Here is a 26,545-nt window from a genome sequence, read left to right as displayed (position 1 = left end):
TTAAATCCCCTTATTGTGTGAAAAATTATCTCTTTGTTTATTACTCTTTGTCTTTCTTTTTCTTACCTGTTTCTCTATCGATACTCTTATCGATATAAGCGTGTTTTAATGTAGTTTCACCACCGATTTGGTGATACACAATCCCTTTCAGTTGTGGATTACGTAAACTAGCAGCACCTTGTTGGTAAATCGGCGCAACTGGTGCTTCTCCTAACATTAACTCTTCCGCTTCTCTTAATTTATCGATACGTTTTTCTGGTTGTTTTAATAAAGAACTGTTTGCTTCTTTCAGCATATTATCATATTCTTTACTACTCCAGTCAGTATTGTTTTGCGCGTTACCAGTTGTCATCGTATCTAAGAATGTCATTGGGTCTGGATAGTCAGGTCCCCAACCTGAGAGTGACATAGAATAGTTCATTGTCAACTCTGCTGTAACACGCTGTTTGAATGGTAATTGTTTAATATTAACTGTGACACCAGGTAAGTTCTTTTCAATTTGCGACTTAATAAATTGCGCTGAAATTTTAGAACTTGGTGTATCTTCAGTATTTAATGTGAATGTGAATTCATCCTTGCCTAAAGCTTTTTTCGCTTTCTCAAGATGGGCTTTGGCTTCTTTTGGATTAAACTTAAGCGGTGATTTTACAGTCGTCGCATAATCTTTGCCGTCAGGTAATAAAGCTGTCTTTTTCGCTGTAAAGCCATCAAATGGTTTAGAACCATCTCCTAAAACATTATCTACGTATGCTTTTTTATTAATAGATTGTGCTACTGCATAACGCATATCTTTGTTTTTGAATTCTTTTTGTTCTTTTTCATTGAGTTTCAAGAAGAACGTTGAAGCTTTTAAGCGTTTAAAGAGTGCGGGACTATCTTTATATTTTTCCACTTGTTCTGATGTAATACCAGTATTATCTACAGAACCAGTGTCATATAATGATGCACCTGCTTGTTGGTCTTTTAAAACCTTAAAGCTGATTTTATCAAGCTTGACTGCTTTTTTATCCCAATACTTGTCGTTCTTTTTCATTAAAATTTTGTCTTCAACTTTCCAGTCTGTTAATTCAAAAGGTCCGTTATAGACAGCTTTATCAGCAGTTGTTCCATATTTTTTACCATACTTTTTCGCAACTTTTTCATTTTGCGGCATGTATGTACCAAACGCAAGCATTTGGTCGAAATAAGGTAATGGCTTAGTTAATTCAATTTGAAGTGTATGTTTATCTAAAGCTTTAACGCCTAATTTATCCGGAGACATTTTGCCTTCGTTAATCTTTTGTGCGTTCTTCAAGTCATACATAATATATGCATACTCAGAAGCCGTTTCAGGTTTAAGTGCCTTTTTCCATGCAAACACAAAGTCATTCGCAGTTACTGGATCACCATTAGACCATTTTGCATCTTTTCTCATTTCAATTGTTAAAGTTTTACCGCCATTACTTTTCTTCGGCATTTTTTTAGCAATTGCTGGAATCGCTTGGTCTTTTTCATCTAATGAATATAGCCCTTCATAAACTTGATTATAAACATTAAATGAAACTGTATCTGTCGCAAGCACTGTATCTAGTGTACTCATATCTTGTGATAATACTGAACGATAAACTTGCCCTTTATCATCATAAATACCGCCGCCTTGACTGCACCCACTGAGTATGAGGGCTGCTGCAGCAAGCATCATGGCTAATGAAATTAATTTTTTCTTCATCGCTTTATCCCCCTTACACTGTTTGTTGTAATCTTTGTTTTAATTCTTGCGCTTCCTCATCTGTCACAAAGACATAATGTCCTGGATTGATTTCTTGTAATGAACGTTCATCATTCTTTTCAGCATCTTCTTTATAGACAATACGTGTTCTTGTACGTTCACTTTCAGGATCTGGTTGAGGTACTGCTGATAGCAAAGATTGTGTGTAAGGATGTAAAGGATGATTATAGATTTCATCCGCAGTCCCTAATTCTACAATTTTACCGAAATGCATAACCGCAATTCTATCTGAAATATATTTCACCATAGATAGGTCATGGGCAATGAATAAGAAAGTAATACCTTTCTCACGTTGAAGTTTCAACAATAAGTTGACCACTTGTGCTTGAATTGAAACGTCTAGCGCTGAAATCGGTTCATCTGCGATGATGAATTCTGGTTCAACTGCCAAAGCACGTGCAATACCGATACGTTGTCTTTGTCCACCAGAGAACTCATGCGGATAACGGTTCGCGTGTTCTTTATTTAAACCTACTGTTTCTAATAAGTCATATACGCGTTTTTTACGATCTTTCGTATTCTTTGCTAATTTATGAATATCAATACCTTCTGCAACGATATCCATCACTTTTAATCTCGGATTCAATGAAGCGTATGGATCTTGGAAAATCATTTGGATTTTCTTATTGAATTTCAACATATCTTTACGCTTTTTAATATCTTGTATGTTAACCCCTTCGTAATAAACTTCTCCAGCTGTCGCATCATTCAACTTAATTAAGGCTTTACCAGTGGTTGACTTCCCGCAACCAGATTCTCCTACTAAGCCGAATGTTTCCCCTTTGAATATCTTGAATGAGATACCTTCAACAGCACGAACTTCATTACGCTTTCCGACATTAAAGTATTGTTTTAAGTTATTAACTTCAAGCAACACTTCTTGTGACGGTTCTTGTTGACGTTGTTCAGCTGTTTCCCTTTGTTCTTGTTCAATATTTTTTTGTTGCTCTAGCGCTGTATTTGATTCGTTAAATTTTTGTTCACGATTATCCTTCATTGAACGCCACCCCCTCTTGTCGTTGTGGTTTATCAAACTTATTCGCCATTTTTCTTTGACGTTGTTTCACAAGCTCTGGCGGTTCAACTTTCGGCGCTCTTTCATCTAACAACCATGATTTCACAAAGTGTGTCGGTGATACTTTGAACCATGGCGGCTCTTCTTCAAAGTCGATATCTAATGCATATTGACTTCGTGGTGCGAATGCATCTCCTTTTGGTGGGTGCAATAAGTCTGGCGGTGTTCCTGGGATTGCTGTTAATTCAATATCATTACCTGTTTCTAAATCAGGCATTGAAGATAACAGTCCCCAAGTATATGGATGTTGAGGGTCATAGAATATTTCATCAATTTCTCCTCTTTCAATCATTTGTCCACCGTACATAACTGCAACACGGTCTGCGATATTTGCGACGACACCTAAGTCATGCGTAATGAAAATAATTGATGTATCAATTTTTTGTTGCAGACGTTTCATCAAGTCTAAAATTTGTGCTTGCATTGTCACGTCTAATGCTGTTGTCGGTTCATCTGCGATTAATACTTTTGGTTCACATGCGAGTGCTGTCGCAATGACAATACGTTGTCTTTGCCCACCTGAGAATTGGTGAGGATAAGCTTTAAAGCGTTGTTTCGCGTTTGGTAAACCTACCATTTCTAAAATCTCTAGCGCACGTTTTTTCGCTTGTGATTTACTATAGTTACGATGTTTAATCAGAGGTTCCATCACTTGTTTACCTATTTGCATCGTTGGATTTAACGACGTCATCGGATCTTGGAAAATCATAGAGATGTCTTTACCTCTTAATTTGATTAATTCTTTTTCAGGTTTTTGTGCTAAGTCTTCACCTAAGAATAAAATTTCGCCTTTTTTAATTCGGCCAGCATCTCCTTGGAAGAGTTTTGTCAGTGCTTTCGTTGTCACTGATTTACCAGAACCTGATTCACCTACAATCGCAAGGGTTTCTCCCTTTCTCAAATAAAAGTCTACACCACGTACAGCTTGCACTTCTCCAGCATCAATATCAAAGGAGACATGCAAGTCGTTTACTTCTAATATTTTATCTGACATCCTTTTTGCCTCCCTTATTTACGCATTTTCGGATCGAATGCATCACGTAATCCATCACTGAATAAGTAGAAGAATAAAATCAATAAACTCAAAATCAATGCTGGAATAAATAATTCATGCGGATGAATCAATAACATCGCACGTCCGTCATTTACTAATGAACCAAGTGATGTTTTAGGTGCTGGTACACCGATACCGATGAAGCTTAAGAATGCTTCGAAGAAAATTGCACTTGGTACTGTGAACATTGAAGTTACAACAATTGCTCCTAATGTATTTGGTAAAATATGACGGAAAATCAATTTCCCTTTAGAAGCCCCTAATGTACGTGATGCTAATACGAATTCTTGTCCTTTTAATTTTAAGAACTCACCACGAACAACACGGCTCATGCCAATCCATCCTGTAATGGCCATTGCTAAAATAATTGTCCAAATTGAAGGTTCGAAAATCAATACGAATAAAATTACGACAATCAAGTTCGGAATAGAAGCGATGATTTCTATAATCCGCTGCATGACGTCATCTGTTCGTCCTCCAAAGAATCCGGATATTGCCCCGTAAACTACACCGATAAAGATATCTAGTGCTGCGGCAACAACACCGATGAATAATGATACTTGTGCACCTTGCCAAGTACGTGACCATAAGTCACGACCTAATTGGTCTGTCCCAAACCAGAAGTTCTCTTTCACACCAGCTTCTTTATATGCGTCTTTGCCATCTGCACCTACACCGTCAAACGGTAAGAAAGGTATTTTGTCTAAGACAGGTATTTTTGCTGGTAAGTTTCTGCGGTCTACATCTTGTTCAGCATAATCATGGCTGCTGATTAAAGGACCGACAAGTGCCATGATGATGATTAAAATTAATCCGATCATCCCGACTACTGCAAGTTTATTTCGTCTTAATTGGCTCCAAGCATCTTGCCAGAAGTTTTTACTTTCACGTTGAATTTCTGGTTCTTTATCAATATCTTGTTCTACTAAGATAAAGTCAGGCGCATTCTCGCCATCTGTCGTATGTGATAACGTTGCATTGGAGTAATCTCCATGCAAGTGTTGTTTTTTGTCTTCTGCCATTATTTCTTACCTCCTTGTATCCTAATACGCGGATCGATAATTCCATATAAAATATCCACTATGAAAATCGATACGATGAATAACGTACTGAATAAAAGAGTGGTTGCCATAATGACAGAGAAGTCATTCGTTTGAATCGATCTTACGAACTGATCCCCTAGTCCTGGAACCCCGAAGATATTCTCGATTGTAAGTGTCCCTGTTAAAATTCCAGCTAACATCGGCACGATGATTGTGATAACTGGAATCAATGCATTTCGTAATGCATGGCCGAATAGCACACGCATCATTGAATTCCCTTTGGCTCTCGCAAGTAAAATATAATCAGAACTCAGCACTTCGATCATTTCCGCTCGTATGTATCGTGCGACTGTCGCAAGTACGCCTGCTGAAAGTGCGAGTGATGGCAGAATAGCTGTTGAAATACCTTCCCAACCTGCTACTGGGAACCATCTTAATCTTACTGAGAACACATATTGTAATAATACTGCTAATACGAATGATGGTACTGAAACAGCGATAACTGAAATAACTGTCGCTGAGTAATCCACCCATGTATTTTGTTTTGTTGCTGCTGCAACACCCAAAATCAATCCTAAAACAATCCCGATGACCATCGCCGCAAGTCCCATTTCAATTGACGGAATCAAACGAGGTTGAATTAAATCCCACACTGGTTGGTTATGATATTGGAATGAAACCCCAAAATCTCCTGTGACTACGTTCTTTAAGTAGTGCAAATATTGTACAATGACTGGATCATTCAAACCGTAGGTCTCGTTCAAAATCTCCTTTTGATCTGCGCTTAACTTTGCATCATTAAACGGTGAACCTGGCATCAATTTCATTAAAAAGAAAGTGATAGTCATAATGATAAACAAAGAAATAAGCATGTACCCAAAACGCTTGAGTATATATCTAAGCATTGACAATCCCCCTTATAGATTCAAATTAAACATTCCCTTCTAATTATCAGAAATATTTTAATATTAGTATATCGATACTTTACATTTAAAATCAACACAATTTTTTGAATAATTTAAATGTTATAACAAAAAGTTCCGTCACACATGTGTAACAAATATAGCAATATCAATAGATTACGTGCTTTTTGTTTCTTGTATTTCTATTAAAAAAACTTTATAGTTATTACTAAATAAATGCTGATGAATTACTTTTAAATTTTTAATGAATCGAGAGGTAATCGTGATATGAATAAACATTTCCGATGGATTTTCTGGGCAATATTCTCACCTGTTTTGAGTTTGATTATTTGGCTGTTTCGCGAACATACGTGGACCCAATTTATCGACATTTTATTCATTGTCAGTATGTTGCTTTTTATTGTCGGCTTCGTTTTCATCTTAGTTCAAGATGGTATCTTTGATGCGACAAGCTATGGTTTCAGGCGTTTGCGCTACCAAATGTCTAGTGCCAAACATCGTAAAGCACATGTTGATGATGAATTTATTAATCCTAAACAAGTTAAAAGAGAGGTCTATATTGTAGAACGTTGGACGATCTATTTAACTTTAGTCAATGTGGTTTATGTCATTTTATGTTTGCTGGCGACTTTCACTTTTTAACCACAAAAAAACGGCAGAGTGATTTCACTTTGCCGTTTTTTCTACCTATTTAATTGCTAGTTTTATTTACCACTTAATTTCAATTGTCTATTCAGGATATACAAAGGAAACTTTTCACATATTATACATCATTGACAAAATCTAAATTTTTAGTACTAAACAAGAAAATTTAACATAAGTTATTTATCTATTTTTTGTATTTCTTATTAATTTAATACGTTCATTGTAGGGTTTTCAGTGAAATATAGTAATAATCGCATATCTTTTTGTATATTAAACCTGAAAAATCCATTCGTTTTGTTACACTATCGCATCTGTATATTCAATATGAATGCTCCTGCATAAAATACAATTGTATTTTCAGGAAAGACAAAAGCCAGATGATTGGACTCTGATTTAGAGTCCAATCACCTGGCTTATTTTTAGGTCTATTTAAAATTAATCTTCAAATTTTTTCAATACTAATACTGCGTTGTGACCACCGAAACCTAAACTGTTACTCATCGCATATGTGATGTCTAAGTCTTGTGCTTCATTTGGCACGAAGTCTAAATCACATTCAGGATCTGGTGTTACCGCATGGATTGTTGGCGCAACTTTACTATCACGAATAGAAAGCGCTGAGAAGATAGCTTCTAAACCACCTGTAGCACCTAATAAGTGGCCTGTCATTGATTTAGTTGAGCTGACCTTCAAGTTTTTCGCAGCATCGCCGAATGTATTTTTAATCGCAAGAACTTCAGTCAAGTCACCTACTGGTGTACTTGTACCATGTGCGTTTAAGTATTGTACATCTTTCGGTTCGATACCTGCATCATCCATCGCAGCTTTCATTGCGCGAGAACCGCCTTCACCTTCAGGCGCTGGTGCAGTGATATGATACGCATCACCTGTTGAGCCATAACCAACGATTTCAGCGTAAATTTTCGCACCACGTGCTTGTGCTGATTCTAACGACTCAAGCACTACGATACCTGCACCTTCACCCATTACGAAGCCATCACGGCCTTCTTGGAATGGACGACATGCTGTTTCTTTGTCATTGTTTGTAGATAACGCACGGCTTGCGCTGAATCCAGCAATTGCCATATGTGTAATCGGCGCTTCACTACCGCCAGTTACCATCGCATCTGCATCACCGCGTTGGATAATTTTAAATGCTTCACCAATTGAGTTAGTACCTGTTGCACAAGCTGTCACTGTTGAACCGTTTGGTCCTTTAGCACCTAAATCAATTGATACTTGGCCTGTTGCCATATCAGGAATCAACATTGGTACGAAGAACGGACTGACACGGCGTGGTCCACGATTTAACAATTGGCTATGTGCCACTTCGAAAGTTTCCATGCCTCCGATACCTGAACCAATCCATACACCGATTCTGTCAGCTGTTTTATCATTAATATCCAACTTCGCATCTTGTACCGCTTCACGTGCCGCTACTACCGCATACTGTGTGAAACGATCCATACGACGTGCTTCTTTTCTATCGATATAATCTTCAACATTGAAGTCTTTTAATTCTCCGCCTAAATGAACATTGTAATCAGATGTGTCAATACGAGTAATCTCATCAATTCCGTTAACACCTTTTAAAGCGTTTTCCCATGACGTTTCTGCATCATTTCCTAATGGAGATAATGCGCCAATTCCTGTAATTACAACGCGTTGCTCTTTGCTCATACCTTATCCTCCTATTTTCCCCATCTTAATGTAATTGCGCCCCAAGTCAGGCCGCCGCCGAAACCGACTAGCACTAAGACATCGCCGTCTTTAATTCTGCCGTTTTCGAGTTCTTGTCCAATACTTAACGGAATAGAAGCCGCTGAAGTATTGCCGAATCTATCTACTGATACACTCATTTTTTCTTTTGGAATACCTAAGCGTTCACGAGCAGATTCCATGATTCTGATGTTCGCTTGATGCGGTACGAACATATCGACATCATCAGCAGTTAATCCGGCTTTATCCACTACATTACGAGAAGCTTCTCCCATAATACGAACCGCAAATTTAAACACTTCACGACCGTTCATAAAGATTTTGCCGTTATCGTGGTTCAAGTATAAATACTTGCCGCCACTGCCGTCAGAACCCATTTCATAGCTTAAGATACCATGTCCTTCAGATACTTCACCGATTACTGCTGCACCTGCACCATCACCGAATAAAATAGCAGTCGAACGATCTGTTAAATCAGTAATTTTAGAAAGTTTATCCACACCGACTACTAAAATATTATGATAGTCACCTGACTGTATGTACTGTTTGGCAGTAATCAAGGAATACATAAATCCTGAACATGCTGCTAATTGATCCATCGTCGCAACTTTTCCTAAACCTAAACGGTCTTGCAACATATTAGCTACAGTTGGAAACGGGAAGTCTCCTGTTGATGTTGCGACAATTACCATATCTATATCTTCAGGTTTAATTCCTGCATCTTCAATTGCTTTCACACTTGCTTCATAAGCAAGATCTGATGTTTCTTCGTCTTCGCCTGCCCATCTACGTTCTTTGATTCCAGTCATTTTAGAAATCCATTCATCAGATGTTTCTAAAAACGATTCAAAATAGGCATTGTCTACTACTTTTTCTGGAACGTAAGTTCCAAAACCTTTAATACCCACATTCATGGTTCTACACCTTCTTAAAAATAATTTTAATACCAGGTATTAATTTATCATATTCTACTTTTTGAATACAAGTGCTTTATTCGTATCCATCATGACATTGCTTACACTATTATAATATTTGAACGCGCGTATCACAATAAATGTGATGTTGTTTCATCTTCTACAACTTGGCTCTTGTGTCGAATTTCCTGATTTCACTATACAAAGCAATCACTCTATTTTATAATTGAACTAAAGATGAAATATGGAGGCACAACAGATGAAATACATTATGGTACTATTCTGGTCTGTTTTGCTGCTTCAAATGGTTAACTTCGTGTTAAACAGTTTAGCCGGCGGCGGAACATTAGATATGGTTCTTCCATTAGTTTTAGCAGTTGTCTTTACACTTGCTATCGTTGCTCTAGACGCACTAATGAAACCTATTAAGCCATCTGCTGCAGAAGAAGACAGTAAACAATAACAGCCCGCATTTCGCATCCAGCAAAAGTTCTTGCTGGATTTTTTTATGTATGAAAACAGCCGTATCAAATGCGATACGGCTGTTTCTTTATATTAATCATTATATTTGTGCTTTTTCTACATCAAATTGTAAACCATCAGCATCTAAGTCAACTTTAATTGTTGTACCTTCTGGTAATGATTCTTTAATCATCATACGTGCTAATGGCGTTTCAATTTGACGTTGTACAAAACGTTTTAATGGACGCGCACCAAATTGCGGTTCATATGCTTCTTCACCCAACCATTTTTTCGCTGCGTCTGACACTTCAATTGAAATTCGTTGATCTAATAAGCGGATATTCAATTCTGCTAAGATTTTTTCTACAATCAAGCTCATGTCATCTACTGATAATGGACGGAATAATACAATATCATCCATACGGTTCAGGATTTCAGGTTTGAAGAATTGATTTAAATTATTCATGACTGCTTTTTCTGTGTCTTCTGTAATTACACCTGTTTCTTTCACTTGTTCAAGTAAGATTTGCGAACCAATGTTACTTGTCATAATGATGATTGTGTTTTTGAAGTCTACGTTACGGCCTTTAGAATCTGTTAAGTGACCTTCATCTAACAATTGTAATAACACGTTGAAGACATCAGAGTGTGCTTTTTCTACTTCATCTAATAAGATGACTGAGTAAGGATTACGACGCACTGCTTCTGTTAATTGACCGCCTTCATCATGACCGACATAGCCTGGAGGCGCTCCGATTAAACGAGAGACAGAGTGTTTTTCCATATACTCACTCATGTCGATACGAATCATGTGTTTTTCTGAATCGAATAAGCTAGAAGCTAAAGCTTTCGCAAGCTCTGTTTTACCGACACCTGTTGGTCCTAGGAATAAGAAACTTCCGATTGGACGGTTAGGGTCTTTAATACCTGCACGTGCTCTAATAACCGCATCTGCAACTAAATCAACGGCTTTATCTTGACCTACGACACGTTCATGCAAGATATCGTTTAAGTGTAGTAATTTGTCACGTTCACTTTCCACTAATTTTGTAACTGGAATACCTGTCCATTGACTGACGATATCTCCGATTTCTTCATCTGTCACAATTTCACGGATAATACGTTCTTCATCACCAACTTGATCATCTTGGAACGCATCTTCTAATTCACGTAATTCTTTTTCTAATTGAGGGATTTTACCGTGTTGCAATTCCGCTGCTTTTTCAAGATTATAGTTATTTTCAGCATCTTCTAATGCTTTACGGCTTTCATCAAGTTCTGCTCGTTTTTCTTGTAGTTTCGCAATTTTTTCTTTTTCTTGTTCTACACGAGATTGTAACGCTGCTTGTTTTTCTTTTTCATTTGAAAGCTCTTCTTGAAGTTCTTTCAAACGTTGTTGGCTGACACTGTCTGATTCATGTTGTAGCGCATTTTCTTCAATTTCTAACTGCATTACACGACGGTTGACTTGGTCGAGTTCTGTTGGGTTAGAACCCATTTCTGTACGAATTGTCGCACATGCTTGGTCTACTAAGTCAATTGCTTTATCTGGTAAGAAACGATCTGTGATATAACGATCTGATAATTCTGCCGCAGCAACTAATGCACGGTCTTGAATACGTACACCATGATACACTTCATAGCGTTCTTTTAATCCACGTAAAATGGAGATTGTATCTTCTACATCAGGTTCAGACACGTTTACTTTTTGGAAACGACGTTCTAATGCAGAGTCTTTTTCAATATATTCACGATACTCATTTAAAGTTGTTGCACCGATACAGTGTAATTCACCACGTGCTAACATCGGTTTCAACATATTACCTGCATCCATCGCACCATCTGTTTTACCTGCACCGACTAGCATATGCAATTCATCGATAAAGAGAATAATACGACCGTCAGCATCTTTAATTTCTTTTAAGACTGCTTTTAAGCGTTCTTCGAATTCACCACGGTATTTTGCACCAGCCACTAATGCGCTTAAGTCTAATTCGAAGATTGTTTTATCTAATAAGGATTCCGGCACGTCTTTTTTCACAATACGTTGTGCTAATCCTTCAACAATCGCAGTTTTACCGACACCTGGTTCCCCGATTAAGACAGGGTTATTTTTCGTTTTACGACTTAAGATACGAATCGTATTACGAATTTCTTCATCTCTTCCGATAACTGGATCCATATTTCCTTGTCGGACTTCTTCTACTAAATCACGACCATATTTTTCAAGTGCTTCATAGTTTGCTTCTGGATTTTGTGATGTCACGTGATTTCCTCCTCTGATCTTCTTAATAATTTCTTTGATTACTTCATTTTTATTACCGACGTATGATTTAGTTGTCTCATCAACTTCCATGGCTGCTAACAACACATGTTCCATTGATACAAACTCATCATCATAGTCTTTCATAATAGCTTCTGCTTTATTAAACAGCGTATTGGTTTCATTGCCGATATATTGACCATATTGAATATTATCGCCTTTAACTGTCGCATGGCGTTTTAATTTTGAATCATATGTGTTCGCTAACTCACTCGTATCAATATTGGCACGTTCTAATACACTATTAAATAAACTATCTGTTTCTTTTAAGGCAGCTAATAACACCGCTTCTATTTCTACATTTTGTTGTTCATAGTCTTGTGCAAGTTGAATCGCTTGTTGTAACGCTTCTTGCACGGCATAGGTCATCTTATTTGCATCCATTCTCTTCACCTCTGTTACTCAGTATGCTTGCAAGTCCTTTTGACTTTGACTTTCTTTGACCTTATACATAGTATAGAGCATCGACCCTTTATTTTTCAACTTATAACGCTTCGTATCAGTAAATTTTTCTCTTCTTTTTAAATCATTCCTCATATGCTTTACCACAAAACTTTTACCTATAACAAACTCACTCTAAATATAAGAAAAGAACTGAAATCAGCATTCATTTTCTGATTTCAGTTCTTGTATTCGTTTCTATTTACTTGTCTTTTTTACTGAGACCCATTGTTTTAATGATTTCATCAGATAATGCTTTAACACCTGGATACTCTAAATGAATACCGTCGTATGCGAAGTATTCAGGATGTCCTGCCGAACGTTTATACCAATCTACGAGTTTAACGTTTTTATGTTCTTTAGCCGCTTCTTTCATCAATTGGTTAACGTGTCCTTCATAAGAACGCGGCACACGTGTGTTGACTAAATAGATGTCCGCTTTACCGAATGATGCGATGACATCATCTAATTGTTCTTTATTGAAGTCACCATTCGTACCTAATTCAATAATGACTTGGTCGCCTTTTTTATTATAGTGACTGTAATTTTGTTCGATTAATGGTTTAGCTTGGTACATATTACGTCCGACTTTACCATCAATGACTGAATGCGGTACTTGTTCTTTAAAGCGTTCACCAATATCAACCATAACAGAGTCACCGATTAATAAAGGTTTCACTTTATTGTATACTTCAACTTGTTCTTCTGGCTGCTTGCCGCCGCCATTGCCTAAGAAATCAATTTTGCCATACGGCACTGGGCGTACCACATATTTATCAATTGAATTTGTATTGAATTGAGTCGCTTTATCCGCAGTTTTATCTTTACCGTAATGATCAAAGACACCTGCTAAAATTACCGCAAACGGAATCGCAATGACTAATAATGCCAGCCAATGAACCCAAATACGTTTTGATTTCGTTCTAAATGACAACATTTTGAAGCCTTGTTTTCTAAACGGTGTTTCAACATAACGATAAGACACTTCGGCCATAATGAATGTTAAAACAACATCTACGACATACACCCATACTGGAATTTGTCCTGCTACAAAGTAGCGATGCAATAATACGATAATTGGGAAATGCCATAAATATAAACTATATGAGCGTTGTCCGATATATACAAATAATGGATTGCCCATAAAGCGTGCTAATAAGCCGCTCGGATGTACCACACTTGCAATTAAGAAGAGTGTAATCCCTGAAATCAAGTAGAAACCACCGTTATAAATCCAGTAACTTTGATCTTCTACAACGACAAATAAAGCCATTAAAATTGCTAATGAGATAACTCCCATCAAGTCAACTGACATACGTACCGCAAGCGGCGGATCTTTTCTCAAACGGTTCGGCGGCCATAAAAATGCAAGAATGACACCGAGTAATAACGTTTGCAAGCGTGTATCTGTACCGAAGTACACACGTGAGAAGTTCATGCCAGGATGTGTAATCCACACCATTGCTAATAATGAAGCTAACGAGATAATCCAAAATATCAATACAATTTGTTTATGTTTCTTAACTTTAGCCAGTAATAAAATCAAAACTAAAGGAAAGAATAAATAGAATTGTTCTTCAATCGCAAGAGACCATAAATGTTTTAAAGGTTCAAATGAAAATTGGTCGAAATAATTGACATCTTTAGCGATATACCACCAGTTAGAGACGTAAAAAATAGCCGCAATCGCATCTTGTTTAACACGAAGTATTTCATCTCTTTGGAATAACAACGTGAATATCGTAGTTACACTGACCACAAATAACATTGCTGGAATCAAACGTTTAATACGTCTGTACCAGAAGCGCTTTAAACTGATCGTTCCTGTTTGATGATGTTCTATTAATAAAAGACTTGTGATTAAATATCCAGAAATAACAAAGAACGTATCTACACCAAGAAATCCGCCTGAAAGCCATTGTTTATTTAAATGGTAGATAAGAATACCGAGCACAGCAATTGCCCTTAACCCATCTAAACCAGGCATATAGTTCATTTTTTTAGGTTTTTCAGGTGATGCACTGTTCTGAGCTGAACTGCGTTTCAAATTAGTCATGCATTTACCTTTCTTTCTGATTTAAGATTTTGCGTGGTTCATTGTGCTCTATGTATGTGACAGAACACGTGAGTGTCATAATTACCAATTGTAATATTAATGTAATATTCTTGCAATATCAAGATATTTTATAGTTATTTGAATAAATCTTTTATTTAGCATGAGTCGCACAACTCATTTATAACAATTTTGTGAACAAGTACAATTCGGGATAAAAAAACGACTTATCGTCTTCAGCTATTTTTCATTAGCTTTAAACAAATAAGTCGTTTCATTTCTTATATCATTGGCATGATATCTCTTAGCTCACGCCTAAAGCGATTTTCGCATAGCGTGACATCATATCTTTATTCCATGGCGGATTCCAAACAACATTCACTTCAGTATCTTGAATTTCCGGAATTTCTGCAAGCGCCATTTTGATTTGTTCAATAATTTGCGGTCCTAAAGGACAACCCATTGATGTTAGTGTCATCTCTACTTTACATAAACCATCGTCTTCGAGATTGACTTTATATACTAAACCTAAGTTGACGATATCAATGCCGAGCTCAGGGTCAATTACGTTTTCTAATGCACCTAAGATATTATCTTTTAATGCTTCATCCATTATATTCACCTCTTTTATGCAATTATGGTTATTATCAATATATCAAATATCCGACAAAACTCCAATAAAATGCTATTATAGGAATACATTCACAAAAAAATGAATCAGCCTATTTATAGACAATGTTTCATATAAGGAGATTGAGCAGTGTTTATACTCAATTCATCCATTTCATGCGTCAAACCGCATTTAGATTTATTTATCAACTTAAGCACAAGGAGATTATACTATGGAACCTTATTTAATTTGTTTAGATTTAGACGGAACATTATTAAACGATGAAAAAGAAATTTCACCATATACATTTAAAGTTTTACAAACGTTAAAAGAACAAGGCCACCATATCATGATTGCGACAGGCAGACCTTTCAGAGCCAGCCGCCCTTATTATGACCAATTAGGCTTAAATACGCCGATTGTCAACTTCAATGGTGCCTATGTGCATAATCCGACAGATGCTGACTTCCCTGTCACACATGAGACATTGGATCCAGACTTGGCCTCAAGTATTATTGACGCATTACGTAATATGCAGGTTAAAAATATTATCGCAGAAGTAAAAGACCATGTCTTTATCGATACGTACGATGAACATCTATTCGAAGGTTTCTCTATGGGCAATCCTAAAATTGAGACTGGAGATATCGTCAGCCAATTAAATGAATCACCGACTTCTATTTTAATCGAAGCCGAAGAGCATATGATTCCAAGAGTAAAACAAATGTTGTCACGTTTCTTCGCAGAAAGTATTGAACATCGCCGCTGGGGTGCGCCATTCCCAGTTATAGAGATTGTTAAACGGGGTATAAGTAAAGCGAGAGGAATTGATAGTGTGAAAGATGCACTCGGTGTAGACCGCAATCACATTATCGCTTTCGGCGACGAAGATAACGATACCGAAATGATTAAATATGCGAAACATGGCGTAGCGATGGATAACGGCTTAGATGAACTGAAACACATCGCAAAAGAAACAACATATTCTAACAACCAAGACGGTATCGGCCGTTATTTAAATGACTTTTTCAGTTTAAATATTCCTTATCAAGAAAACGCAAACGTGCATTCTTGTTAATATAAATCTTATCAATTCAAGGTTTGCAAGTGTTTTAAAGACAATCTATTATGACACTTTGTATCAACCTTGTTTTTTTATTACATCATATTGGAGGTAAAAACATGACACATATTATTATTGTCGGCGGTGTCGCTGGCGGCGCAACAGTCGCAAGCCAATTACGCCGATTAAATTCAGACTATAAGATAACGGTGTATGAGAAAGATCGCGATGTGACTTTTGCGAACTGTGGTCTTCCCTATTATTTAGGCGGTATTATTCCAGATCGTTCGCAGTTACTCAATTACACACCTGAAGATTTAAAAGAACAAAAAGATATCGATGCACATGTCTATCACGAAGTCATACATGTTGATCCTTCTAAAAAAGAAGTGACAGTCAAAAACAGAGAGACTGGCGAAACATTCACAGACAATTACGATAAATTAATTTTAAGTCCAGGTTGTCGCGCAAACTCACTCCCACTGGACACTGATATGGCCTTTACACTACGTAACCTAGAAGATACAGATGCAATTGAAAACTACATTAAACAAAATAATGTTAAAAAGGTGCTGATTGTCGGTGCCGGCTACATTTCATTAGAAGTCTTAGAAAACTTATATCATCACGGTTTAGAAACGGTATTAATCCACCGCTCAGATAAAGTCAATAAATTCATGGATCAAGATATGAACCAAGTGATTTTCGATGCGATGGATGAACGCAAAATTGATTATCGACTCAATGAAGAAATTGACACTGTAGAGGGTAAAACGGTGCACTTCAAATCAGGTAAACAAGAAGACTTCGACATGATTATTGAAGGGCTCGGTATTGTACCGAACAATGAATCATTTAAAGATACTGACATCAAATTAGATGACGATGGTTATGTCCCAGTCAACGCATACTTCCAAACGAACTTTGAAGACATTTATGCGATTGGCGACATTGCCTCTTACTATTATCGTCATGTTGACTTACCAACACGTGTACCGCTAGCTTGGGGTGCACATCGTGCTGCCAGCATTGTAGCACAACATATCGCTTTAGACAGTGCTCCGCCATTTAAAGGCTTCTTAGGCGCAAATGCGGTGAAATTCTTTGATTATACTTTAACGAGTGTCGGTATCTCACCAAACGAATTGAAACACTTTAATTATGGTATGACTGAAAATGAACAATACAACCATGCCAGCTACTTCCCTGGCGCAGAACGTGTCCATTTACGTGTCTATTTCGACAAAGATACACGTCGTATTTTACGCGCTGCCGCAGTCGGTAAAGCAGGTGCAGATAAACGTATTGATGTGCTTTCAATGGCCATGCAAAACAATATGACCATTGATGAACTAACTGAATTTGAACCAGCCTATGCGCCGCCTTATAGTTCACCTAAAGATATTATTAATATGGTGGGTTATAAAGCGCAATCTAAATAATATATATTATTTAGAGAAAATCCATAAAACCCTCAAGTATTCAAAAATAAATTCAAAATAATTATAATCATTATAATTAAGCTAAGGTTATATGTTATCATAGATACGGAATATTGAAGAAATGGGGAAATTACATGTTACATTTACACATTTTCAGCTGGGTCATCGGTATCATTTTATTTATCGCAGCTTATTTCAGTTTTAAATCACCCGGTGCACCTAAGAAAGCTTACAAACCGTTGCACATGGCATTACGTTTGTTCTTAGTACTGATCTTATTCAGTGGTGTGTGGCAAGTTGTTGTAGAATTCGCTACTGCAACAGGTAGTGCACATATGTTACTCACATTAAAAATGATTTGCGGTATCGCAGTTGTTGCTTTAATGGAAGTGACATTAATCCGTAAAGAACGTTCAGTTTCACACACAGGTTTATTCTGGGGTACGATCGTTCTAATCATTATCACAATGGCATTAGGCATTATCTTACCAGAAGGACCAATCTCAAGCCTATTCGGCATTGGTAATTAATAAACTATTTAAAGCTCGTCACTACATGTGATGAGCTTTTCTTATTATGTTTAAACTTTAAGTGAAAATTAATTTTTCTATTTTGGATATTAAAAGACCCGAGTTGAAACAAATTCATTTCAACTCGGGCTTCATTATAATAATATGCTTAATTAAAAAGCATGATGATTATTAATTACTCTTCTTCTTTAGAGATAAAGTTAGTTAAAGTACCGATATTATCGATTGTAACTTTAACTTCATCACCAGGTTGTAAATATTGAGGTGGATTCATACCTGCCCCAACACCTGATGGTGTACCTGTCGCAATGATATCACCTGGGTGTAAAGCAACAAATTTAGAGATTTCTGCAATCAATTCATCAATTTTAAGAATCATTTGACTTGTATTGCCATCTTGACGAATTTCATTGTTTACTTTTGTGACAATATTTACGTCTTCAGGTGTCGGTAATTCATCTTTAGTAACGATATAAGGACCCATAGGGCAACCGCCAGTTAAGCTTTTAGATAAAAAGGCTTGGTCTTGTTGACGTTGTGCTGTACGGTCTGTGATATCGTTAATGATTGTATAACCGTATACATAGTCTAATGCTAAACCTTTAGGAATTTTCTCGCCTGATTTACCGATAACAACCCCTAATTCACCTTCATAATCCAGTGTATCTGTAATATCTTTATGGTTAGGAATTGTTGATTCATCACCTGTTAAAGATGACGCTGCTTTAGTGAACACGTATAAGCGTTCTACACTATGATTCAATTCATCCGCATGCTCTTTATAGTTACGTCCGAATGCAATCACATTGTTCGGTGGTGTCACAGGTGGTAAAAATTCTAAGTCTGCAAATTGTACTTTATAGTCTTCTGAATTTGGACTATCTGTTGCTGCGACAACTGCTTTACGCACTTGCTCTTGGAAATCTAATGTATGGTTTTGTTCTAAACCTTCTAATAAAGTCTTAGGATGGAAGTCGCCTTCACCAAAATCTGCGAAAACTTTTCTTAAATCCCAAGCTGCTTCTTCACGTTTTACTTTCACACCATACGATGTTTCATCATTATATTTGAATGATAAAAATTTCATTCAATATCAGCTCCTCATCTCAATCTTAATTTACATTATAACTGTATTTTCAGAAAAATAACAAATATTTAATAAACACTTCCAAATATAGGGAGTGATAATATGAAAATACAAACTAAACGTCTTATCCTCTTAATTATCTCTACCCTGTCCATTTGGAATTAATGCGAAGTGTCATCTAATCTTAATTCACCATATTGGAAGAAATACAGCGAACCTTTGACTTTCGTATTTAAAATCGTCTCAAGTGCGGCTTGATAATAGTACATCTGTACTTTATAACGCGCTTTTAATTTTTCGCCGACTTCTTCATCTGTTTCACTTTTTCGTTGGTTAAAGGCGTCAGTTTTATAGTCCACAAAGTAATACTGATTATCTTGTCGGTAAATCAAGTCAATCATCCCTTGGATAATAGAAACATCTTCATTTTGATCCATTTCGTGATCAACTTTACTTTGGTTAACCACAAAAGGTACTTCGCGCATAATCTGGTCACTTTGCGCAATCTTCATATAAAGATCACTATTGATGAATTTAACAACTTCTTTCATACGAATGTCTTGTTTCGCATCATCTTCGATAATATTCTTCTCAATCAAATGATCAATATATTGATCTAATTCATCTTCAGTCATACGTTCAGTTTTAAACGGTAAATGCTGCATCACTGTATGCATCAATGTTCCGATTTCATTAGCTTTACGTTTTTGATGTTGACGTAAAAATTGCGGACGTTCATAAGTCGAAGCACCTAAACGGTATTGGCGGACACGTTCATAACTTGTGCCGCTTTCTTCTGTTTCTAACTGACGTTTCAATTCAGATACAGATTGTTTCGTCGGTTTGACCATATCTTTTTGATATGGATATTCAAACGCTAATTGTTGTTCAATTTGACGTTCTACTTCTGGTTGACCAGACTGATAATCAATAATATCTGCCACCGTACGATAATCTTCTCTGTCTTCTTCTGTTTCATCTGGTTTGATATCACTATAATCATCGATTTGAATTTCTACTTTAGGTTGAAGCGGTAATGCTAAATCATTAATATCTTGTTCAAACTTCAAATCATTAGTAATACTGTGAGATTGATATTTCGCATAAATCGGATAAATCAGTTCAAATGGCGTTTTCGCACTCAAACGGTAACTAACAGGCAATTTATCTCCTGCAATCGCTGTACCGATCATTTTATCTAATGCTTGTTCGCTCTTCACACGTCCAATTAAGAATAATTGCTCTTTGGCTCTTGTTAAGGCTACATACATTAAACGCATTTCTTCAGAAATGATTTCATTTTCATTAATGGTTTTAAGTGTCACAGAGGCAAGTGATGGGAACGTGATATCTAGTTCAGTATCAAAGTAAGTCAAACCTAATCCGTATTTTTGATTTAAAATCACTGGTTGACTTAAATCCTGTTTATTAAACTGTTTACTTAATCCAGAATAAATCACAAATGGGAACTCTAAACCTTTACTAGAGTGAATGGTCATCATACGTACCACATCATCATTCGGACCAACGACATTCTCTTCACCGAAATCTTGACCTCTTTCGATTAATTCATCAATAAATCGAATAAACTGGAAAAGTCCTCTGAAGCTGGATTTCTCGAATTCTACAGCTTTATTGAATAAACCATAAAGGTTTGCACGTCTGCCTTTACCGCCGATTAAACCACTGAAATATTGAATCACAAAGCGATCATTGTAGAAGCGGTCAATCAATTGATAGACTGGATGTTTTAAACTGAACGCTTGATAAAACGCTAAATCATCTAAGAAGTCTTGAAGTTTTTGAACTAAGCGCACATCCGCTTCTTCACTCTGCATATAATGCTGAATCGATTGATAGAAATAATCATCATTCGGACTGACAATACGAATACTTGCGAGTTCATCTTCTGTAAATTGATAGATAACAGAACGCATCAGACCGACTAAATAGATGTCTTGAAGCGGGTTATCTACCGTTCTTAAGAAAGATAAGACCAGTCTGACTTCAGTTTGTTCAAAGTACCCTTCTTTACTATTTACATGAAACGGAATATCTCGGTCTTTAAACACCTGCTGCAATGCACGAGAACGACTATATCCACGCTCTAAAATCACAATATCTTTATACGTCGGTTTACGATAAGTCTTGTTCTTAATGTCATAGACTTCATGTTGATTTAAAATGGTTTCAACTTGATCTGCAATATATTCCGCTTCTTGTTCATCACCTGTAAGTTCAGATTCTGTTTCTTCTACTAAAACATTTAAATGTAATGGATGCGGTCTATCATCAAACGGTGCACCGAAATACAATTGTGCCGCTTCATCATAAACAATCTCACCGACTGCTTCATCCATCATATGCTTAAACAAATAGTTGGTTGTAGATAATACTTCAGGTCTAGAACGGAAGTTTTGCGATAAATCAATGCGCATGCCAGAACTGCCATCTATATTGAAACGATTGTATTTTTCAATAAACAAACTAGGATCCGCTTGTCTGAACTTATAAATCGATTGTTTCACGTCACCAACCATGAAGAGATTACCATTTGTTTCGTCGCCGCGTTTCAAACAACTTAAAATCTGTTCTTGTACGCGGTTGGTATCTTGATACTCGTCCACTAAGATTTCGTCGAAGCGGTCACGGTAATGGCGCGCAATTTCAGTCGGATTCCCTGATTCATCCATTAAAATTTGCAACGCAAAGTGTTCATAGTCAGAGAAATCTAAGATATTACGACTACGCTTTTTGATGCTGAACTGTTCAATCACATCTTGTGTAATCTGTGCTAATACCGCTACTCTAGGTGCTAGCGTCTGCATATCTGCTTTTAAATCTTCTGCTGAACGTGAGAAATAATCTTTTTTCACTTTCTCAACTGCTGCTTTATAGTCATCATAATATGATTTTGCGAGTTTTAAGCCGTCTTCAAAGCCTTCATTTGCTTCTTTAAGCTTCTTGGTAATACTTGGAAAACGCTTTGGTAATTGATGTTCACTGATTAATTCAGTGTTTAACACATCTCCTTCCATAGCACGTGCTAAAAATGCACGCTCACCTTCAACCACTTCTAAATGTTTTTCGACGCCTGCGAATTCATGGTATAAGTCGTAACTCTTATTTAAATTTTCAAGTGCCGTATACATATAGACTTTCGCAATATTAATCAATAAGTCTAAGTACTCATCTTGAGTGTCAGTATTGTTATAAGGTTCTACTAATGATGACAGCCAAGCCATCGGTTGTGGATTCGCAACTGAGAAATAATACAGGTTCTTAATGATTTTTCTGAACTTATCATCACTTCTATCAGAAGATAAATGTTCTGTTAAATCAATAAAGGCTGGATCTAACGCATCATAATATTGTTCTAATACTTCATCTATAGTTTGTTCTAAGAGTAAGATGTTTTCAGCCTCGCTGCTGGTTCTGAAATTCGGATCAATTTCTAGCACATCATAATGTTGCTGGATAAGTTTTAAACAAAAACTATGCAACGTCGAAATTTGAGCTTGATGAATTTTAACGCGTTGATTTTTCAAGTGTGTATTACTTGGATTTTCTAAAGATGCTTGTTGGATACATTGTTCGACGCGGTGCTTCATCTCACGTGCACTTAAATTGGTAAACGTCACAACTAATAAACGATCAACATCAACCTCATCACGTAAAATACGTTGAATAATTCTTTCAACCAATACAGCCGTTTTACCAGAACCCGCTGCAGCTGCTACTAAAGTATCTTGGCCTTTCGCGTAAATACTTTTCCATTGGCCGTCTGTCCAAATCACATCATTCGGTTTTTCTGGTATCATGCGTCATCCTCCTCTTCTTCTGATGCTACTTTCAATAATTCTATCGGGTTAATCGTTTCATCTACTGTACGATAACGTTTACTGTCAATCATGCCGTCCACATGACACACGGAACGATAATTACAAAAACGACACGGTAACTTTTGATCATATTTCATCGGAGCGACCTCAGTATGGCCATCCATTATATCAGACGCAATTTGTGTGAAGTTCTGTTTATTATGTTCAATAAATTTATAAATTGTATCTGTATCTGCGACTGGATTGCTTTTACCTAATGCGCCGCTTTTCAACATATTCAACGGTACAATATCAGAAGTAAATTGAGGTTCTAAGCGTGAATCTTCTGCCTCAATCACATCTGGATCATTGTTGACCAAACCGCTTAATCTAAAGGATTTCAATAATTCTTTTTGACGTTTCTCTTCATCAATATCTGCCCAATTTGAGAACGTAACACGCGGTTCATGGACATGGAAATAAAGTAAGCCGCCAGGTTCAGTTTGTGCTGCTAAGTTTAGTCTTTCTTTATTTTGAAGCACGACATCCATATACGTCATCATCTGCATTTGTAGTCCATAATACACTTTAGTTAAATCTAATTCTGAACTGCCTTTTGATGACTTGTAGTCGATAATGTTCACAAAACTGCGGTCTTGGTTCGTATACGTGTCAATACGGTCGATTTGGCCACGGATATTAATCGGTATGCCTTGTGTTGTATATAACGCTTCTGCTTGAAGCTGATCTGGATTTTTCGGTTTTCTTCTAAATGATTTTTCAAACGCTTGAGGTCTGAATTTAGAGAAACTGCCTTGGTATTTCAACGCAGTCAATGTAGATTGAACAATCGCACCGATACGTTGAGACATATAACGATAATGCGCAGTAGAATTCAATAGATTGTATTGCACTGTCGGCAATATTTGTTCTAAAGCTTCTGTTGTTAATTGACGTATCTGTTGATTTGTCAGGTTTTTGAAATCCCCTTGAACTTTGTCCGCAATATATTTTAAAACTGCATGGAAGATATCACCTAAATCAAAGTTTTCTAGTTTATATTTTGTACGTTCGTTCAAGCGTAAACCATGAGAGGCATAGTGTTTGAATGGACAATTTTGGTAACCTTCAAAACGCGATACACTGGCATTAATAGTTGACCCATACAAATCTTTTGTTTGTGTTTCATTCAGTTGTACAGTTTTATTATCATACGTCAATGCAGATGTCAGATAGTTTAAACCTTGTTTCAGTTTATCGTGATGCATCATTGCTTGATACGCATCTAACCAAGACTCTGCGGTTAATTCATGATGCAACCAACTTTGAAGAGCTTCAAATAGATTGATTTTTGTTTGATGTGGGTGTTCCATTAACGTTAATGGGTTTTGTTGTGCAATAAAGGCGATATTTTGCACCTCTAAATTCGTATATAAATCTTTGATACTTTGGATAAATGGACTTGCTTCTTTTTCATCATTATTTAAGCCCATTAAGCTATATGAGAACGTCACATAAGTAGTTGCACGTGTCATCGCAATATAGCACACAAAGGCTTCATCCATTTGTAAGATATCTGCTGTCGGACTCAGTTCTAATTGCGTTTCTTCTTGGAAGTATTTTTTCTCTTCATCACTGATTAAGCTTGAATTAGAAATCGCTTGGGGCATAATGCCGTCATTCATACCCACAATATAGACATGCGTTTTATTATCTACTTTTGCTAAGTCCATCGTACCGATAGACACTTGGTCTAAAGTTTGTGGAATCATCACGAATTCTAATTGTTCTAAGCCAACATCGAATAATTCTAAGAAGCGTTTTTGTGACATTTCAGTATCTCCAAAGACTGTCGCAAGATCATCTAATGTTTGAATCAAACCATTCCAAACTTGATCAAGTTCTTCAGCTTGTTGATGTTTGCCTGCTAAGTCTAACTCATCACGTTCAGTCATTAATTGACTCGGTAAATTAAAGGATTCGCATACTTTATAGAAAGCAGCCGCAAATTCTACTGCGGTATGCGCTTCACTTAAAGCTTGTTCAAATTTTAAAATATGATGCATCACAAAATCTTTTAAATCAATGACACGACGATACACTTCTTCTGTTTCTTCTGTCATCGGTTGGCGCTTTAAGCCCATTTGATTAAATTGTTCGATTTTGAAGTAGCTGTCATCTATCCAACGCTTTCCATAAATACCTCTTTCTAAGACAAAGTTTTCTAAGATATCTGTAAGGTAACGGCTATCTTCGTATTTACGTGTCAGCACTTGTGTTTTAAATAAGCGCATCAATGGTTCAAAACTCCATTTTGTTTCGATAACTTCAATGAGTGAACGTAGCATCTCCATCACTGGATGATGTGTCATAGATTTTTTTGTATCAATATTAAATGGAATATCGTATTCAGGCATGACACTTTCCATTAAATGCGCGTAGGCTTCATCACGGTAGAGAATAGCGACGTCTTGGAAGCGAATATTTTCTTCACGTGCTTTACGAATAATATCTCGTGCAATCGCATTCACTTCTTCACGTACATTAGAAGCTTCTAAAATATTAACGTGTCCGTTGTTTGGTTGCGGATTAACTTGAAGTGCATCAAATTGTGTTTCTAATTGGTTTAAATCTGAATTGTCGAAACGATATTGTGTCGTAAACGGACGTTGGTTCAAGTTAATATTTAATCGATTCGCAATCTCTTCTAAATGCGTTAATACAGATGATGTCTTTCTAAATAAACTAAATGGGTCTTTATTGCCATCAGTTGTCAGTAAAACATTTACAGATTTGGCATGTTTAACTAATGTTTCAATCATTAAATACTCAAGTGTTGAGAAGTTATGGAAACCATCTATGTATATCTCAGCACGTTTTAACCACTCAGAGTTTTCCATACATTCTACAAACTTATAAAGTGTATCTTCTGAAGAAACAAAGTTGCCTTTTAATCGTTCTTCTAAATGATGATAAACTAACGCAATATCATGCAGCTTATCTTGTGTTCTCGGTTGAAGCTGATTTTCAGCGATAAATAAATCTAATTGGTCAGGTGTGACCGCATACTTTTTAAAGTCTTGGATTTGTTCTGTCAATTTAGAACTGAAACCATAATACTTAACTTGCGATTGGTATAAATTTAATGATTTACGTTGGTCTTGCAAGATATCAAAGACCATCATTTCCATAGCACCTTTTGAAACGTAATCTTCTGTCAGACCACCGATTTCTTGAAAGATTCTATGACTGAGTCGTTCAAAGTGAAGGACTTCTGCACGTAAACTCCCGTTTAACTCTGGATCTTTCACAAAGTCTTGTTCAATTTGGAATGTACTTTGCGTCGGCGCAATGATAATAATCGGATCACCTAAAGGATCTTGTTTCATTTTTTGTTTGATTTCGTCTAACATCGCATGGGATTTTCCAGTTCCCGCACGACCGATATATGCGTTAAATTCAGTCACCTTTCTCACCTCTTTGTCATTTATTGTAGCACATATGTTCTCATAGTTTCGTGCTTCTTCCCTTATGAATGTAAAAGGGGCTGGGACATAAATACAGTCCAAAAT

At 36.6% G+C, this 26,545-nt stretch carries 18 protein-coding genes; 5 read left to right on the top strand and 13 right to left on the bottom strand.

All coding sequences use genetic code 11. The annotated features are described in order from the left end of the window. Nucleotides 1–40: 40 nt before the first annotated feature. Genes HMPREF2937_RS03005 through opp3b form a run of 5 tightly spaced genes read right to left on the bottom strand, consistent with a single transcriptional unit; the run spans nt 41 to nt 5,845 of the window. Nucleotides 41–1,708, bottom strand: a complete 1,668-nt coding sequence (locus HMPREF2937_RS03005; protein ID WP_002481944.1) for a peptide ABC transporter substrate-binding protein — start codon at nt 1,706–1,708, stop codon at nt 41–43. Nucleotides 1,709–1,721: 13 nt separating this feature from the next. Then, nucleotides 1,722–2,765, bottom strand: coding sequence for an ABC transporter ATP-binding protein (locus HMPREF2937_RS03000; RefSeq protein ID WP_002481943.1), 1,044 nt, complete (start codon nt 2,763–2,765; stop codon nt 1,722–1,724). Then, on the bottom strand, nt 2,755–3,837 hold the full coding sequence (locus HMPREF2937_RS02995) for an ABC transporter ATP-binding protein (RefSeq protein ID WP_002481942.1): 1,083 nt from the start codon (nt 3,835–3,837) through the stop codon (nt 2,755–2,757). The genes HMPREF2937_RS03000 and HMPREF2937_RS02995 overlap by 11 nt, the downstream gene beginning before the upstream one ends. Nucleotides 3,838–3,851: 14 nt before the next feature. Beyond that, complete coding sequence (opp3C, locus tag HMPREF2937_RS02990) at nt 3,852–4,919, bottom strand: oligopeptide ABC transporter permease (RefSeq protein WP_002481941.1); 1,068 nt, start codon at nt 4,917–4,919, stop codon at nt 3,852–3,854. Further along, nucleotides 4,919–5,845, bottom strand: coding sequence for an oligopeptide ABC transporter permease (gene opp3b / locus HMPREF2937_RS02985; protein WP_023015802.1), 927 nt, complete (start codon nt 5,843–5,845; stop codon nt 4,919–4,921). Before opp3b ends, opp3C begins: the two co-directional genes overlap by 1 nt. Before the next feature lie 285 nt (nt 5,846–6,130). Between opp3b and HMPREF2937_RS02980 the strand changes: the two genes are divergently transcribed. After that, complete coding sequence (locus tag HMPREF2937_RS02980; RefSeq protein WP_002481938.1) at nt 6,131–6,505, top strand: DUF3899 domain-containing protein; 375 nt, start codon at nt 6,131–6,133, stop codon at nt 6,503–6,505. 438 nt (nt 6,506–6,943) lie between these two features. Here HMPREF2937_RS02980 and fabF read toward each other — a convergent pair whose 3' ends face one another. Next, nucleotides 6,944–8,188, bottom strand: coding sequence for a beta-ketoacyl-ACP synthase II (gene fabF, locus HMPREF2937_RS02975; protein ID WP_002481937.1), 1,245 nt, complete (start codon nt 8,186–8,188; stop codon nt 6,944–6,946). Between the two features lie 11 nt (nt 8,189–8,199). After that, entirely contained in the window at nt 8,200–9,141 is a 942-nt protein-coding gene (locus HMPREF2937_RS02970; RefSeq protein WP_023015800.1) for a beta-ketoacyl-ACP synthase III, read from the bottom strand. Nucleotides 9,142–9,400: 259 nt separating this feature from the next. Here HMPREF2937_RS02970 and HMPREF2937_RS02965 point away from each other — a divergent pair, with 259 nt between their 5' ends. Further along, nucleotides 9,401–9,604, top strand: a complete 204-nt coding sequence (locus HMPREF2937_RS02965) for a YjzD family protein (protein WP_002481935.1) — start codon at nt 9,401–9,403, stop codon at nt 9,602–9,604. A gap of 99 nt (nt 9,605–9,703) precedes the next feature. Here HMPREF2937_RS02965 and clpB read toward each other — a convergent pair whose 3' ends face one another. The 3 genes from clpB to HMPREF2937_RS02950 all read right to left on the bottom strand — a co-directional run bounded on the left by clpB (nt 9,704) and on the right by HMPREF2937_RS02950 (nt 15,033). Beyond that, nucleotides 9,704–12,310 (bottom strand): ATP-dependent chaperone ClpB, encoded by a 2,607-nt coding sequence (gene clpB / locus HMPREF2937_RS02960; RefSeq protein ID WP_070864002.1) that lies wholly within the window; start codon nt 12,308–12,310, stop codon nt 9,704–9,706. 259 nt (nt 12,311–12,569) lie between these two features. After that, nucleotides 12,570–14,423, bottom strand: a complete 1,854-nt coding sequence (locus tag HMPREF2937_RS02955) for an acyltransferase family protein (RefSeq protein ID WP_083309968.1) — start codon at nt 14,421–14,423, stop codon at nt 12,570–12,572. A 301-nt stretch (nt 14,424–14,724) separates the two neighbouring features. Beyond that, nucleotides 14,725–15,033: a metal-sulfur cluster assembly factor gene (locus HMPREF2937_RS02950; protein WP_002481879.1), complete on the bottom strand. Its 309-nt coding sequence runs from the start codon at nt 15,031–15,033 to the stop codon at nt 14,725–14,727. Nucleotides 15,034–15,262: 229 nt separating this feature from the next. Here HMPREF2937_RS02950 and HMPREF2937_RS02945 point away from each other — a divergent pair, with 229 nt between their 5' ends. The 3 genes from HMPREF2937_RS02945 to HMPREF2937_RS02935 all read left to right on the top strand — a co-directional run bounded on the left by HMPREF2937_RS02945 (nt 15,263) and on the right by HMPREF2937_RS02935 (nt 18,065). Continuing rightward, nucleotides 15,263–16,108 (top strand): Cof-type HAD-IIB family hydrolase, encoded by an 846-nt coding sequence (locus tag HMPREF2937_RS02945; RefSeq protein ID WP_002481878.1) that lies wholly within the window; start codon nt 15,263–15,265, stop codon nt 16,106–16,108. Between the two features lie 104 nt (nt 16,109–16,212). Next, entirely contained in the window at nt 16,213–17,535 is a 1,323-nt protein-coding gene (locus HMPREF2937_RS02940; RefSeq protein WP_070864001.1) for a CoA-disulfide reductase, read from the top strand. A 134-nt stretch (nt 17,536–17,669) separates the two neighbouring features. Further along, nucleotides 17,670–18,065: a YisL family protein gene (locus HMPREF2937_RS02935; RefSeq protein WP_002481876.1), complete on the top strand. Its 396-nt coding sequence runs from the start codon at nt 17,670–17,672 to the stop codon at nt 18,063–18,065. A 175-nt stretch (nt 18,066–18,240) separates the two neighbouring features. On the opposite strand, the gene HMPREF2937_RS02930 is transcribed toward HMPREF2937_RS02935, so the two are convergent. From HMPREF2937_RS02930 to addB, 3 genes are all read right to left on the bottom strand, one after another. Further along, nucleotides 18,241–19,152, bottom strand: a complete 912-nt coding sequence (locus tag HMPREF2937_RS02930) for a fumarylacetoacetate hydrolase family protein (protein ID WP_002481875.1) — start codon at nt 19,150–19,152, stop codon at nt 18,241–18,243. Between the two features lie 161 nt (nt 19,153–19,313). Further along, the gene (addA, locus tag HMPREF2937_RS02925; protein ID WP_070864000.1) at nt 19,314–22,973 is read right to left on the bottom strand and encodes a helicase-exonuclease AddAB subunit AddA; all 3,660 of its coding nucleotides are present in this window, start codon (nt 22,971–22,973) and stop codon (nt 19,314–19,316) included. Further along, on the bottom strand, nt 22,970–26,440 hold the full coding sequence (addB, locus tag HMPREF2937_RS02920) for a helicase-exonuclease AddAB subunit AddB (protein WP_083326907.1): 3,471 nt from the start codon (nt 26,438–26,440) through the stop codon (nt 22,970–22,972). The genes addA and addB overlap by 4 nt, the downstream gene beginning before the upstream one ends. Nucleotides 26,441–26,545: the final 105 nt, after the last annotated feature.

The organism is Staphylococcus sp. HMSC061G12 (genome assembly GCF_001838465.1).
Lineage (GTDB): Bacteria > Bacillota > Bacilli > Staphylococcales > Staphylococcaceae > Staphylococcus > Staphylococcus simulans.
Note: the sequence above shows the minus strand (reverse complement) of the source record. Positions and strands in the feature narration are given on the sequence as shown.